Annotated in this window: 14 protein-coding genes and 2 pseudogenes; 11 read left to right on the top strand and 5 right to left on the bottom strand. The window is 70.2% G+C overall.

All coding sequences use genetic code 11. The features are described 5' to 3' along the window. Positions 1 to 149: 149 nt before the first annotated feature. The 6 genes and pseudogenes from ACIBK0_RS01895 to ACIBK0_RS01870 all read left to right on the top strand — a co-directional run bounded on the left by ACIBK0_RS01895 (position 150) and on the right by ACIBK0_RS01870 (position 6,141). Positions 150 to 1,444, top strand: a pseudogene (locus ACIBK0_RS01895) (glucarate dehydratase family protein). A gap of 177 nt (positions 1,445 to 1,621) precedes the next feature. Then, the gene (locus ACIBK0_RS01890; RefSeq protein ID WP_399074511.1) at positions 1,622 to 2,731 is read left to right on the top strand and encodes a carbohydrate kinase family protein; all 1,110 of its coding nucleotides are present in this window, start codon (positions 1,622 to 1,624) and stop codon (positions 2,729 to 2,731) included. A gap of 175 nt (positions 2,732 to 2,906) precedes the next feature. Then, the gene (locus ACIBK0_RS01885; RefSeq protein ID WP_399074509.1) at positions 2,907 to 3,974 is read left to right on the top strand and encodes a PhoH family protein; all 1,068 of its coding nucleotides are present in this window, start codon (positions 2,907 to 2,909) and stop codon (positions 3,972 to 3,974) included. A gap of 12 nt (positions 3,975 to 3,986) precedes the next feature. Beyond that, positions 3,987 to 4,484 (top strand): rRNA maturation RNase YbeY, encoded by a 498-nt coding sequence (gene ybeY / locus ACIBK0_RS01880; protein WP_189185145.1) that lies wholly within the window; start codon positions 3,987 to 3,989, stop codon positions 4,482 to 4,484. After that, positions 4,481 to 5,785, top strand: coding sequence for a hemolysin family protein (locus tag ACIBK0_RS01875; protein ID WP_399074507.1), 1,305 nt, complete (start codon positions 4,481 to 4,483; stop codon positions 5,783 to 5,785). Before ybeY ends, ACIBK0_RS01875 begins: the two co-directional genes overlap by 4 nt. After that, the gene (locus tag ACIBK0_RS01870) at positions 5,782 to 6,141 is read left to right on the top strand and encodes an MmcQ/YjbR family DNA-binding protein (protein ID WP_399074505.1); all 360 of its coding nucleotides are present in this window, start codon (positions 5,782 to 5,784) and stop codon (positions 6,139 to 6,141) included. The genes ACIBK0_RS01875 and ACIBK0_RS01870 overlap by 4 nt, the downstream gene beginning before the upstream one ends. On the opposite strand, the gene ACIBK0_RS01865 is transcribed toward ACIBK0_RS01870, so the two are convergent. Then, positions 6,103 to 7,620 carry an MFS transporter gene (locus tag ACIBK0_RS01865; protein ID WP_399074503.1) on the bottom strand — a complete coding sequence of 506 codons (1,518 nt, stop codon included), beginning with the start codon at positions 7,618 to 7,620 and terminating at the stop codon, positions 6,103 to 6,105. The two genes, ACIBK0_RS01870 and ACIBK0_RS01865, sit on opposite strands and share 39 nt — an antisense overlap. Before the next feature lie 144 nt (positions 7,621 to 7,764). Here ACIBK0_RS01865 and ACIBK0_RS01860 point away from each other — a divergent pair, with 144 nt between their 5' ends. Both ACIBK0_RS01860 and ACIBK0_RS01855 read left to right on the top strand, forming a co-directional pair. Then, positions 7,765 to 8,586 carry a helix-turn-helix transcriptional regulator gene (locus ACIBK0_RS01860; protein WP_399075114.1) on the top strand — a complete coding sequence of 274 codons (822 nt, stop codon included), beginning with the start codon at positions 7,765 to 7,767 and terminating at the stop codon, positions 8,584 to 8,586. 48 nt (positions 8,587 to 8,634) lie between these two features. Beyond that, positions 8,635 to 8,988: a cytidine deaminase gene (locus ACIBK0_RS01855; RefSeq protein WP_399074501.1), complete on the top strand. Its 354-nt coding sequence runs from the start codon at positions 8,635 to 8,637 to the stop codon at positions 8,986 to 8,988. 107 nt (positions 8,989 to 9,095) lie between these two features. On the opposite strand, the gene ACIBK0_RS01850 is transcribed toward ACIBK0_RS01855, so the two are convergent. Next, positions 9,096 to 9,653 (bottom strand): DinB family protein, encoded by a 558-nt coding sequence (locus ACIBK0_RS01850; RefSeq protein ID WP_399074499.1) that lies wholly within the window; start codon positions 9,651 to 9,653, stop codon positions 9,096 to 9,098. Positions 9,654 to 9,698: 45 nt separating this feature from the next. Then, complete coding sequence (locus ACIBK0_RS01845) at positions 9,699 to 9,833, bottom strand: hypothetical protein (RefSeq protein WP_399074497.1); 135 nt, start codon at positions 9,831 to 9,833, stop codon at positions 9,699 to 9,701. A gap of 56 nt (positions 9,834 to 9,889) precedes the next feature. On the opposite strand from ACIBK0_RS01845, the pseudogene ACIBK0_RS01840 reads away from it, so the two are divergent. Further along, positions 9,890 to 10,081 (top strand): annotated as a pseudogene (locus ACIBK0_RS01840) (response regulator); the annotation flags it as partial. Between the two features lie 129 nt (positions 10,082 to 10,210). On the opposite strand, the gene era reads toward ACIBK0_RS01840, so the two are convergent. Next, positions 10,211 to 11,170, bottom strand: a complete 960-nt coding sequence (era, locus tag ACIBK0_RS01835) for a GTPase Era (protein ID WP_399074495.1) — start codon at positions 11,168 to 11,170, stop codon at positions 10,211 to 10,213. 166 nt (positions 11,171 to 11,336) lie between these two features. Between era and ACIBK0_RS01830 the strand changes: the two genes are divergently transcribed. Continuing rightward, on the top strand, positions 11,337 to 12,644 hold the full coding sequence (locus ACIBK0_RS01830; RefSeq protein ID WP_399074493.1) for an ammonium transporter: 1,308 nt from the start codon (positions 11,337 to 11,339) through the stop codon (positions 12,642 to 12,644). Further along, complete coding sequence (locus ACIBK0_RS01825) at positions 12,641 to 12,979, top strand: P-II family nitrogen regulator (protein ID WP_399074491.1); 339 nt, start codon at positions 12,641 to 12,643, stop codon at positions 12,977 to 12,979. The genes ACIBK0_RS01830 and ACIBK0_RS01825 overlap by 4 nt, the downstream gene beginning before the upstream one ends. A 202-nt stretch (positions 12,980 to 13,181) precedes the next feature. Here ACIBK0_RS01825 and ACIBK0_RS01820 read toward each other — a convergent pair whose 3' ends face one another. Next, complete coding sequence (locus ACIBK0_RS01820; RefSeq protein WP_399074489.1) at positions 13,182 to 13,658, bottom strand: hypothetical protein; 477 nt, start codon at positions 13,656 to 13,658, stop codon at positions 13,182 to 13,184. Positions 13,659 to 13,742 lie beyond the last annotated feature (84 nt).

The following is a 13,742-nucleotide window of genomic DNA, read 5'->3' as shown; positions in this document are numbered from 1 at the left end:
AGGGTGCTGGGGTAGGCGTGTGGATTTCGCCCTGCCGCTGCACCGGGTCGTCGGCGAGGCCCGCGTCGGCCCATTGACGACGGGTTGTTCGCCTACCTAACCTTTGTCTTCATACGTAGATGGTGTACGCCCACCGTAGGAGCCGTCCCGTGACCCGCGCTCTGACCATCGCCGAGGTCCGGCTGACCCCGATCCTCGTCGCCGACCCGCCCCTGCTGAACACGCAGGGCGTGCATCAGCCGTACACCCCCGGCTGATCGTGGAGGTCGTCACTGCGGACGGGGTGACGGGTGTCGGCGAGACATACGGCGACGGCACATATCTGGAGCTCGCCCGGCCGTTCGCGCGCAAGCTGGTGGGACGGCAAGTCTCCCACCTGAACGGGTTGTTCACGGTGATGAACGAGGTCGCCGTCGATCGGGCGCGGGTGGACGGCCAGGTCGACGTCGGCGGACTGCGCGGGGTGCAGACCGCCGACAAGCTGCGGCTGTCGGTCGTCTCCGGCTTCGAGGTGGCCTGTCTGGACGCGCTCGGCAAGGCGCTGGGACTGCCCGTGCACGCGCTGCTCGGCGGCAAGGTGCGGGACGCGGTGGAGTACAGCGCTTACCTGTTCTACAAGTGGGCCGACCATCCCGAAGGGGTCGCAGGGGAGAAGGACGACTGGGGAGCCGCGCTCGACCCGGCCGGAGTCGTCGCGCAGGCGCGGAAGTTCACCGAGCGGTACGGGTTCACTTCGTTCAAGCTCAAGGGCGGCGTCTTTCCTCCGGAGCAGGAGATCGCCGCCGTGCGGGCGCTCGCGGAGGCCTTCCCCGGCCGTCCGCTGCGGCTCGACCCCAACGGGGCCTGGTCCGTGGAGACCTCGCTGAAGGTCGCGGAGGCGCTGGGAGACGTACTCGAGTATCTGGAGGATCCAACGCTCGGGACGGCCGCCATGGCCGAGGTCGCGGCGGGCACGTCCGTGCCGCTGGCCACCAATATGTGCGTGACGACGTTCGCGGAGATCCGGGAGGCCTTCACGGTGGGGGCCGTGCAGATCGTGCTGTCCGATCACCACTACTGGGGTGGGCTGCGGAACACCCGTGAACTGGCCGCCGTCTGCCGGACGTTCGGTGTCGGGGTGTCCATGCACTCCAACACCCATCTGGGGATCTCGCTCGCGGCGATGACGCAGGTCGCGTCGACGATTCCTGGGCTTCACCATGCCTGCGACTCGCACTATCCGTGGCAGTCCGAGGATGTGCTGACCGAGCGGCTCGTCTTCGAGGGCGGGTGTGTGAGGGTCTCCGACGCGCCTGGGCTGGGGGTCGAGCTCGACCGTGACGCGGTGGGGGTGCTGCATCGGCGGTGGCTCGATGACGACGGGGGGTTGCGGGAGCGTGATGATGCGGGGGCGATGCGGGTCGCCGACGCGGGGTGGGTTGCGCCGTCCATGCCGCGGTGGTGACTTTCCGCGCCCCTTGGGGTGCGGGGAACTGCGCGATCTTTTAGGGGGGTCAGGGGCGCGGCCCCCAGGGACGGGACGGGTAGGGGCGGAGGGGGCGAAAATAGGTTAGAGCGGACGGGGCGGGGCGGTTCCGGTGGTGCACACTGGCCAGATCCGTACCACGTCAGGGAGCGCACCGTGATCGCGTCCAACGGAGAGCGACCGTACTGCCAGGCCCACGTCGACCCGCTCGCAGGGCTGCGCACCCCCCAGGACCCGCCCTGGGACGTCTATCTGACGGGCACGGTCTTCCTGGACATCATCTTCACCGGGCTCGATTCCGCCCCCGTGCGGGGGACGGAGTCCTGGGCGCGGGGGATGGGTTCCAGCCCGGGCGGAGTCGCCAACATGGCGACCGCCCTCGCTCGGCTGGGGCTGAAGACCTCCCTGGCGGCGGCCTTCGGCGACGACCACTACGGGGAGTACTGCTGGGACGCCCTGGAGCAGGGCGAGGGCATCGACCTCACCCCGTCGCGCACCGTACCCGGTTGGCACTCCCCGGTCACCGTGTCGATGGCGTACGAGGGCGAGCGCACGATGGTCAGCCACGGGCACGAGCCGCCACCGGAGGAACCCGCGCCGGACTGCCCGCCACGCGCGCGTGCCGCCGTCGCCGCGCTGACGCCGGGCACGCGCGCGCCGTGGATCGGGCAGGCCGCGAGCAAGGGCACCCGGATCTTCGCGGACGTCGGCTGGGACGACACCGGCCGCTGGGACCTGGCGGGCCTCGCCGATCTCGAACACTGCGAGGCGTTCCTGCCGAACGCCGAGGAGGCCATGCGGTACACCGGTGCGAACTGCCCGCGCGCGGCGGCGCACGCGCTGGCCGAGCACGTACCGCTGGCGGTCGTCACCCTCGGTTCGGAGGGCGCGTACGCCGTGGACGGCCGTACCGGGGAGACCGCCGAGGTCCCGGCGATCGCCGTCGAGGCCATGGACCCCACCGGCGCCGGTGACGTCTTCGTCGCGGGCTTCGTCATGGGCACCCTGGCCGACTGGCCCCTCGCCGACCGTCTCGCCTTCGCCGGGCTGACCGCCGCCCTCTCCGTCCAGGAGTTCGGGGGGTCGCTGTCGGCGCCCGGCTGGTCCGAGATCGCCGCCTGGTGGCGCCGCGTCCAGTCGGTCGACGACCAGGATCCGACGGCCCTGAGGCGCTATGCGTTCCTGGAGGGGCTGCTGCCCCAGGTGACGCGCCCGTGGCCGCTGCGCCGTGCGGTGCCGACGATCGGTTTCGGGCGCTCCGCGTGAGGCGCCGTGTGGTGCTCCGCGTGAGGCGTCGTGCAGTGCTCTGTGCGGCGCTCCGTGTGGGTGAGGAAAAGCCCTACGGCTCTGTCAGTGCGGCGACGTACGCTTGGAATCGCAACGCTGCCCTCGTGGCAAGCGTGCCGATCAAGGAGGAAAAGCAGGCCTTCAGAGCCGGCCCATGACTCAGACACCCACAGCTCACACCCCCGCGCAGGGACAAGCGAGAGCGCAGTTCACCGTTCCGGCCGCGCACCCCATGGTGACCGTGCTGGGCTCCGGGGACTCCCTTCTGCGCGTGATCGAGAAGGCCTTCCCGGCGGCCGACATCCATGTCCGGGGCAATGAGATCAGTGCGGTCGGCGACGCCGGTGAAGTCGCCCTCGTCCAGCGCCTGTTCGACGAGATGATGCTGGTGCTCCGCACGGGGCAGCCGATGACGGAGGACGCAGTGGAACGCTCGATCGCCATGCTCAGGGCGAGCGAGAACGGGGAGGGCGACGGCCAGGAGACTCCGGCCGAGGTGCTCACGCAGAACATCCTGTCCTCGCGAGGCCGCACCATCCGCCCCAAGACGCTCAACCAGAAGCGGTACGTCGACGCCATCGACAAGCACACCATCGTCTTCGGCATCGGCCCCGCCGGTACCGGCAAGACGTACCTCGCCATGGCGAAGGCGGTCCAGGCGCTTCAGTCCAAGCAGGTCAACCGCATCATCCTGACCCGTCCGGCGGTGGAGGCGGGCGAGCGACTGGGATTCCTCCCGGGCACGCTCTACGAGAAGATCGACCCCTACCTGCGTCCGCTGTACGACGCGCTGCACGACATGCTCGACCCGGACTCGATCCCGCGCCTCATGGCGGCCGGGACGATCGAGGTCGCGCCGCTCGCCTACATGCGCGGTCGCACGCTCAACGACGCCTTCATCATCCTGGACGAGGCCCAGAACACGAGCGCCGAGCAGATGAAGATGTTCCTCACCCGCCTCGGCTTCGATTCGAAGATCGTGGTCACGGGCGACGTGACACAGGTCGACCTGCCGAACGGCACGAAGTCGGGTCTGCGCCAGGTCCAGGACATCCTGGAGGGTGTGGACGACGTCCACTTCTCGCGGCTCACGTCCCACGATGTCGTACGGCACAAGCTGGTCGGCCGTATCGTCGACGCGTACGAGAAGTACGACAGCGAGAACGGCACCGAGAACGGCTCCCACAAGGGCCGCGGCAAAGCCGGCCACAAGGGGAAGTAGACCAGCACGACCATGTCGATCGACGTCAACAACGAGTCCGGAACCGAGGTCGACGAGCAGGCGATCCTCGACATCGCCCGCTACGCGCTCGCGCGGATGCGCATCCACCCGCTCTCCGAGCTCTCGGTGATCGTCGTGGACGCCGACGCCATGGAGCAGCTCCACATCCAGTGGATGGACCTGCCAGGACCGACGGATGTCATGTCCTTTCCCATGGACGAGCTGCGGCCGCCGTCGAAGGACGACGACGAGCCGCCGCAGGGCCTGCTCGGCGACATCGTGCTCTGCCCGGAGGTCGCCGAGCGACAGGGCAAGGAAGCCGCGACGCAGCACTCCATGGACGAGGAGCTCCAGCTCCTCACCGTCCATGGGGTGCTGCACCTGCTCGGCTACGACCACGAGGAAGCGGACGAGAAGGCCGAGATGTTCGGTCTCCAGGCCGCCATCGTGGACGGCTGGCGCGCGGAGAAGGGCATGACGGGCCCCTCCCCGGCCCCGACCGTGTCATGAGTCCTCAACTCGTCGTCGGCGCCGTCCTGCTGGTCGTCGTCGCCTGGCTCGCCGCCTGCGCGGAGGCGGGCCTGGCGCGCGTCTCCAGCTTCCGCGCCGAGGAGGCCGTACGCAGCGGCAGGCGCGGCAGCGCCAAGCTCGCCCAGGTCGCCGCCGACCCGACCCGCTATCTGAACGTGGCGCTGCTCGTGCGCGTGGCCTGCGAGATGGCGGCCGCGGCGCTCGTCACCTACGCCTGCTTGAAGGAGTTCGACAAGACCTGGCAGGCGTTGGCCGTCGCCATCGGCGTCATGGTCCTCGTCTCGTACGTCGCGGTCGGCGTCTCCCCGCGCACCATCGGCCGCCAGCACCCACTGAACACGGCGACGGCGGCGGCATACGTCCTGCTTCCGCTGGCCCGGGTGATGGGCCCGATCCCGCCCCTGCTCATCCTCATCGGCAACGCGCTCACGCCCGGCAAGGGCTTCCGGCGCGGCCCGTTCGCTTCCGAGGCCGAGCTGCGCGCGCTGGTCGACCTCGCCGAGAAGGAGTCGCTCATCGAGGACGAGGAGCGCCGCATGGTGCACTCCGTTTTCGAGCTGGGCGACACTCTCGTGCGCGAGGTCATGGTCCCGAGGACCGACCTCGTCGTCATCGAGCGCTACAAGACCATCCGCCAGGCCCTGACCCTCGCGTTGCGCTCGGGCTTCTCCCGCATCCCCGTCACCGGGGAGAGCGAGGACGACATCGTCGGGATCGTGTATCTGAAGGACCTGGCCCGCAAGACGCACATCAGCCGCGACGCCGAGTCCGAGCTGGTGTCGACGGCCATGCGGCCCGCCACCTTCGTGCCCGACACGAAGAACGCGGGCGATCTGCTGCGCGAGATGCAGCAGGAGCGCAACCACGTCGCCGTCGTCATCGACGAGTACGGCGGCACGGCCGGCATCGTCACGATCGAGGACATCCTCGAGGAGATCGTCGGCGAGATCACCGACGAGTACGACCGTGAGCTGCCGCCGGTCCAGGAGCTCGGCGACGACCGCTACCGCGTCACCGCCCGCCTCGACATCGGCGACCTCGGCGAGCTGTACGGCTTCGAGGCGTACGACGACGAGGATGTGGAGACCGTCGGCGGGCTGCTCGCCAAGGCGCTCGGGCGGGTCCCGATCGCCGGGGCCTCCTCGGTGGTCGAGCTGCCCGACGGCCGCGAACTGCGGCTGACGGCGGAGGCCGCGGCAGGGCGCCGGAACAAGATCGTCACGGTACTCGTCGAGCCGGTCGGCCCGATCGAGCCCCCCGAGGAGGAGAAGCCGGAGTGACCCCGCAGCAGCTGCGCGCGTTCTGCCTGTCGTTCAACGCGACCGTCGAGGACTTCCCCTTCAACCCGCAGACCTCGGTCTTCAAGGTGCTGGGCAAGCTCTTCGCCCTGAGCCATCTGGACGCACGCCCGCTGACGGTCAATCTGAAGTGCGACCCGGACGACGCGGTCCGGCTGCGCGGCGAGCACCCGGGGCTGATCATCCCCGGCTACCACATGAACAAGCGGCACTGGAACACGGTGACGGTCGACGGCGAACTCCCGGACCGGCTGGTTCGGGAGCTCATCGAGGATTCGTACGATCTCGTCGTCGCCGGTCTACCGAAGGCCGAGCGCCTCCGCCTCGACCGGTCCTGAACCAGCCTTCGGGCCCCGTCGGCCGAGTCCCACCGCGACCAGCACCGCCGCCGCCAGGACGATCGCCGCATCCAGGGCGAGCACCGTGTGGACGCCGCTCAGCAGGTCGTCCGACGTCGTCGCGAGGACGCCGAGCAGCGGGATGCCGACGGTGAGGCCGACCTGCTGGGTGGAGGTCACCAGGCCCGTGGCCAGGCCCTGCTCCTCGTCGGGGACGCCCGAGGTGACGGTCAGGCCGTAGGAGATGATCGCGCCGAGGTGGCACATGCTGGCCAGCGAGACCGCGGCGGCGGCGAGCCAGACGGACCAGGTGTGCGCGTTCAGTCCCACCAGCGCCGCGACGAACAGTCCCTGCCCTGCCAGTGAGCCGACCAGCGTACGGCGGGCGCCGAAGCGGCCGATGACCTTCGGGGCGTACACCCCGGCGACGGCCGACAGCGCGCCCTGGACGCCGAAGACCAGACCGGTCTCGAAGGCGGACAGGTCGAGGATCTCCTGCAGGTACAGCGTCAGCACGAAGACCACCGTCGACATCATCGAGAAGGTGACCAGACCGCCCAGGTTGCCCCACGCCACCGTGCGGCGGCGCAGCATGGGGAGGCTGACCAGCGGGGCCTGGGCACGCGACTCGACGTATCCGAACGCGGCCAGCAGGAGGACACCCGCGACGAGGCCCGCCATGACGTCCGCGCCGCCGAAGCCGCGCTCGGCGGCCGTCGACAGGGCGTAGATCAGGGCCAGCAGACCGCCGGTGACGGTGACCGCTCCGGGGATGTCCAGACGCGGGCGGTCGGGGGTGCGTGACTCCGGCAGCAGGCCCGGGGCCAGCGGCAGCACGATCAGCGCGAAGACCGACAGCAGGCCCATCGTCGAGCGCCAGCCGAGTACGTCGGTCAGGACACCGCCCGCCACCATGCCGACCGTGAAGCCGAGGGACAGCAGCGTGCCCGAGATGCCCAGGGCACGGTCGCGCGCCGGGCCCTCCGGGAACGTCGTCGTCAGCAGCGACATGCCCGTCGGCACGATCGCCGCCGCGCCCAGGCCCTGCAACGCCCGCCCGGCCAGGAACGACGCCGGGTCCCAGGCGAAGGTCGCGAGCAGTGAGGCCGCGCCGAACAGGGCCAGGCCCGTCAGGAAGAGCCTGCGGCGGCCGTACAGGTCGCCGATCCGGCCGAAGAGGAGCAGGAAGCCGCCGGACGGCAACGCGAAGGCGGTGACCGCCCACTGGAGCGCGGACTGGCTCATGCCCAGGTCCCTGCCGAGCACGGGCAGCGCCACGTTCAGGACGGAGAAGTCGAGCGCGACCATGAACTGCGCCGCGCACAGCACGAAGAGGACGAGCTTGTCGCGGGTCGACAGCCGGGTGCCGAGCGGGGGTTGGGGGTCGTGCGCGGGGCGGGTGGAGGTGCGGGTGGGGGCGCCTGGGGAGGTGCCGGTGGGGGTTTCGGCCGTCGTCTCGGTCGTGGTCTCGATCGCCATGGCAAGAGCTTCCTGCGGTCGGAATAACCGTGGGGAGCGGGAACTTATGCTGGTGGTCGCACCACCAGTCACCAAGAGGGGGATTCGAACGTGACTCAGGACGCGCTCAGGACCCACCGACGGCGGGAACTGCGGGACTTCCTGATGAGCCGTCGGGCCCGGGTGTCACCGGCCCAGGCCGGACTGCCGGACGGCGGGGCGCGCCGTCGCACCCCCGGTCTGCGTCGGGAGGAGGTCGCCGTGCTCGCGGGTGTCGGCGCCTCTTGGTACCAGTGGCTGGAGCAGGGACGCGACATCTCCGTCTCGCCGCAGGTCCTCGACTCGGTCGCCCGTGTACTGCGGCTCAGCAACGCCGAGCGGCGCCATCTGTACGTGCTCGCCGGGCTGAACCCGCCGGCGCCCGAGGTCGCGCCCGAGGACCGGGACATGTGCGAGGGGCTGCGGCGGCTGATCGACACGTGGATGCCGTATCCGGCGCACATCATGGACCGGTACTACAACTGCGTGATGTACAACGACGCCGCCGCGATGGTTCTCGGCATGCGCCCCGAGAACACACAGAACTGCATCGTCGACTTCTTCACCGACCCGCTCTACCGGGGTCAGTCCCGGACGTGGGAGGAGAACGCGCGCACGGTCGTCGCCCAGTTCCGCGCGTCGTGCGCCGCCGACCCCACGGACGAGGGGTTCCAGGAGCTGCTGACCCAACTGCGGGAATCCAGCGCCGAGTTCACCGAGCTGTGGGAGCGGCGGGACATCGAGGACGCCGGGCAGATCCGCAAGGAACTGGACCATCCGCTGGTCGGTCTGCTGGCCGTCGAGTCCACCGCCATGAAGGTCCCGGTGCGGCCCGACCTCACGATCGTGCTGCACACGCCGCTACCGGAGGCGAACACGGCGGCGAAGCTGGAGTGGCTGGCTTCGCCGGAGGGGCGGCGGGGGTCGATGTACACGGTCGCCGGCTAGCCGCGTACCGCCGCGCGGGGTGGGAGTGGTGCTTCGTATGCTCAGGGCATGACCGACAGCAGCGCGCTTGACCCCGAGGACCGCAAGATCGTGACCCTGGCCCGTTCCGCGCGGGCACGCAATGGTGTGCCCGAGGGGGCGGCTGTGCGGGACGAGACGGGCCGTACGTATGTCGCCGGGACGGTGGCTCTGCCCTCCCTGCGGCTGAGTGCCCTCCAGACCGCCGTGGCCATGGCGGTCGCCTCGGGGGCGAAGTCCTTGGAGGCGGCGGCTGTGGTGTCCGAGACGGAGGCCGTGTCCGCGGAGGACCGGGCTGCGGTGCGGGACCTCGGCGGGGCCGAGACGCCGGTGCTCCTCGCGGGGCCCGACGGGGCGGTCCGCGCCGCGGTCACCGCGGGCTGAGGCAAGGGTTTTCGCCCCCTCCGCCCCTGCCCGTCCCATACGTGGGGGCTGTCGCCCCCAGACCCCCGCTTCGGCCTGAACGGCCTCGTCCCCGAACGCCGGACGGGCTAAAGAGTGCGTGGTGGGTCCTCACCCACGAGTCCATCCACCGCTTCCCTGATCAGGTCGGCGTGGCCGACGTGGCGGGCGTACTCCTCGATCAGGTCGATGAGGATACGGCGCAGGCTGGGGGCCCGGCCGTCGGGCCAGCCGCGGTCGGCCGGGCGGTCCAGGCCGCCGTCGGCCAGTGCCTGTGCGACGAGGGAGCGCGAACGGGCCACGGTGTCCCGCCACAGCGCGTAGAGCTGCTCGGGGGTGTCCTCGGCGGCCGAGTGCCAGTCCCACTCGGGGTCGGTGTCCCAGTCCGCCGTGTCGAACGGAGGACTGGGCTCGCGCCCGAACAGCCGCCCCGAGAAGTAGTCGTCCTCGACATGGGCCAGGTGCTTGAGCAGCCCGCCCAGGGCGATCGACGAGACACCGACCGTCGCTCTCAGACCGGCCGCGTCCAGGTCCCCACACTTCCAGGCCAGGGTGGCGCGCTGCCGCTCCAGGGAGCCGAGCAGGGTGGCGGTCTCGTCGCCGGCGACAGGAGGCTCCGGGTGCACGTGCTCTTCCACGTAGGTCATGGGCGGGGAGTGTAGGCGGGCCCACTGACAACTCACCCGGTCCCCTCACTCGTTGTGCAGCACCTCCGCGATCGTCAGACGCGCCGCGCCCCGTGCCGGGAGCAGCGCGCCCAGTACGGCGACGGCGACGCCCGCGAGGGCCGTGGCCGCCAGGGCCGGGGCCTGCCAGACGTCCATCATCGGGTGCGGGCTCGCTTTCCGCTGGACCGCCCGTGACGTCTTCCTCCGGACCGGCCGTGGCGGCGGGCACGACCGAGCGGGGGCCCCGCGCGCTGATCGCCGACGACCAGACACTGGTCAGGACGGGCTTCCGGTTGATCCTGACGGCCCGTGGCATCGAGGGGGTGGGCGAGGCCGCCGACGGCCTGGGCGCGGTGGCGGGGGCGCGCGAACTCCGCCCGGACGTCGTGCTGATGGACATCCGCATGCTGAACATCTCTTGACGGGCTGAGCGGGCCAGAACGGTTTTCGCCCGCTCCGCGCCTGCCCGTCCCCGGGGGCTCCGCCCCAGACCCCGTTCGCGGGGAACTGCTCGGTCTTCGGAGCCCCCGCCCGGGTCAGAACCCCAGCTTGCGCAGCTGCCGAGGATCCCGCTGCCAGTCCTTGGCGACCTTCACATGCAGGTCGAGGAAGACCGGCGTACCCAGCAGCGCCTCGATCTGCTTGCGGGACTTGATGCCGACCTCCTTCAGACGCTTGCCCTTGGGGCCGATGATGATGCCCTTCTGGCTGGGCCGCTCGATGTAGACGAAGGCGTGGATGTCCAGGAGGGGCTTGTCGGCGGGCCGGTCCTCGCGCGGCAGCATCTCCTCCACGACGACGGCGATGGAGTGCGGCAGCTCGTCGCGCACACCCTCCAGGGCGGCCTCGCGGATCAGCTCCGCGATCATGACCTGCTCGGGCTCGTCGGTGAGATCGCCCTCGGGGTAGAGGGCCGGGCCCTCCGGCAGCAGCGGCACGATCAGGTCGGCCAGCAGGCTCACCTGCTTGTCACCGACCGCCGACACCGGCACGATCTCCGCCCACTCGAACCCCAGCTCCTTGCCGAGCTGATCGATCGCGATGAGCTGCTCGGCGAGCGTCTTGCTGTCGACCAGGTCCGTCTTGGTGACGATCGCGATCTTCGGCGTCTTCTTGATGGACGCCAGTTCCTTCGCGATGAATCGGTCACCGGGGCCGAGCTTCTCGTTGGCCGGCAGACAGAAGCCGATGACGTCGACCTCGGCCCAGGTGGTCCGGACGACGTCGTTGAGCCGCTCGCCGAGGAGCGTGCGCGGCTTGTGCAGACCAGGGGTGTCCACCAGGATCAGCTGGGCGTCGGGCCGGTGCACGATGCCCCGTACCGTGTGCCGCGTCGTCTGCGGCTGGTTCGCGGTGATCGCCACCTTCTGGCCGACCAGAGCATTCGTAAGGGTGGACTTGCCCGCGTTGGGGCGGCCCACGAAGCAGGCGAAGCCGGCGCGGTGGGGGGCCTCGGACGGCTTGGATGACGGGGTACGAACGCTCATGGCGCCCATTGTCCCTGATCCACAAGCCCCCGCCGCACGCCGTGCGCCGCGGCTCTGCACCGTGAGGTTGCGGAAACCCCCGCGCAACACGAAACACGCCGGAAACGCGTGTGTGCACAACCGGAAACGCGCGCCCGTGACTCTCTGACGACGCCCTCGGACCGCTGGAGAGACTGTGACCCTGGCTGCCCCCCACATCGACACCGGTGACACGGCCTGGCTGCTCGCCGCCACCGCGCTCGTCCTGCTGATGACGCCCGGCCTGGCCCTTTTCTACGGCGGCATGGTCCGCACGAAGAGCGTCCTCAACATGCTGATGATGAGCTTCGTGTCGATCGCCCTGGTCACGGTGGTGTGGCTGGCCGCCGGCTACTCGCTCGCGTTCGGGGACGACGCCCTCGGCGGGCTCATCGGAGGGCTCAAGCACGCGGGCATGGCGGGGCTCGGCCCGGACAATGTCCAGGGCTCGGTCCCCACCCTCCTCTTCGCCACCTTCCAGCTCACCTTCGCGATCATCACCGCCGCGCTGATCAGCGGCGCGATCGCGGATCGCGCGAAGTTCGGGGCCTGGCTGGTCTTCGTGCCGGTCTGGGCGCTGCTCGTATACGTTCCCGTGGCCCACTGGGTGTGGGGTCCCGGGGGCTGGATCCTGGACAAGCTGGGCGCGCTGGACTTCGCGGGCGGTCTGCCGGTCGAGATCACCTCGGGCGCCTCCGGGCTCGCGCTCTGTCTGGTCCTCGGTCCGCGTCTCGGCTTCAAGAAGGACGCCATGCGGCCGCACAACCTGCCGATGGTGATGCTGGGTGCCGGACTGCTGTGGTTCGGCTGGTTCGGCTTCAACGCGGGCTCGGCCCTCGGAGCCAACGGGCTGGCCGCCGCCGCGTTCCTCAACACGCTCGCCGCCGGGTGCACCGGCCTGCTCGGCTGGCTCTTCGTCGAGCAGAAGCGCGACGGGCATCCGACCACGCTGGGCGCGGCGTCCGGCGCGGTCGCGGGTCTGGTGGCCATCACCCCGTCCTGCGGGTCGGTGTCGTTGCTGGGTGCGCTGGTCGTCGGTCTCGCCGCCGGTGCCGTCTGCTCGTACGCCGTGAGCTGGAAGTTCAAGCTGAACTACGACGACTCGCTGGACGTCGTCGGTGTGCACCTGGTCGGCGGGATCATCGGCACGCTGCTCATCGGAGTCTTCGCGGCCAAGGAGATGACGGGCGGGGCCGAGGGGCTCCTGTACGGCGGCGGGCTCGGCCAGCTCGGCAAGCAGCTGGTCGCCGTCGTGGCGGTCGGGGCGTACGCCTTCACCGTCACGTACGGCATCGGGAAGCTGATCGACCGGCTCATGGGCTTCCGGGCGGACGAGGAGCAGGAGCAGACCGGCCTGGACCTTACGGTGCACGCCGAGAGCGCCTACGATCACGGGGTCCTGGGCCATGGTGCCCCGGTCTCGCCGTCCCTCCCCACCGCGCAGAAGGTCAAGACCCAGGCATGAAGCTCATCACCGCGATCGTCAAGCCGTACCGCCTCGACGAGGTCAAGACCGCCCTGCAGGAAATCGGCGTGCACGGGCTGACCGTCACGGAGGCCAGTGGGTACGGGCGTCAGCGCGGTCACACCGAGGTGTACCGCGGGGCCGAGTACCAGGTCGACCTCGTCCCCAAGGTGCGGATCGAAGTCGTCGTCGAGGACGCGGACGCCGACGCGGTCATCGAGGCGGTGGTGAAGGCCGCGCAGACCGGGAAGATCGGGGACGGGAAGGTGTGGGCCGTGCCGGTGGAGACGGTGGTGCGGGTACGGACGGGGGAGCGCGGGCCGGACGCGCTCTGATCTTCCGCCGCAGCCGTGAGCATGCGTGCCGCCCCGGCGGCAAATGGAGGATCGGTACGGTGACTGCTGACCCATCAGTTCCAGTCGAAGTCATCAACTGCTGGTGCACACAAGGTAGTTGCGTTGCGTGTGCCACCGTGATCCGTGATCCGTGAACCGGTGCCGCTGCGCGCGGGCGGCACCGGTCTTCACATATGCGGGCTCAGTCGAACACGAACGGGCCCGGGGACTGCGCTGCGTCCGCCGTGCAGGTGATGGTGATGCCGAAGACCATCATCTGCAGCGAGCCGCCGTATGCCTCCAGGCTGTCGCCGACGGCGACCGTGCCGTCGAGCGGGCCGACGGAGACGCCGCCGCCCGCGGGGATGGCGGGGTTCTTCGTGCCGGAGAAGACCGTGGTGCCGCCGCTCGCCTTCACCATGGTCAGTGTGGAACTGACCGAGTCCTGGGCCACGTCGATCGGGGCCGTGATCTCGGTGGAGCTGAGGGTGATGGTCGCGGCCGTGCCGTCCTGGGTGGCCGTGAGGGTGGCCGCGCCGCTGCCGCCGATGCTGCAGGTCGCGTTGATGGTGGCCGTCTGTGGGGTGACGGCCGCGGCGGCGGGTGCGAAGACCAGGCCGGTCGCGGCGAGGGTGCCGGCGGCTAACGCCGTGGCGATTCCGAGTTGCTTGCCTCTCATCGGATTCCCTTCCCTTGTACGGGAATTGCCATGTGGGGATGGTGGGACCGAACCGCCCTGTCCGGGCACACGGGCTTCTCACCT

The organism is Streptomyces sp. NPDC050564 (assembly GCF_044457265.1).
Lineage (GTDB): Bacteria > Actinomycetota > Actinomycetes > Streptomycetales > Streptomycetaceae > Streptomyces.
The sequence above is the reverse complement of the archived record's forward strand: the minus strand, read 5'-3'. Positions and strand labels throughout refer to the sequence as shown.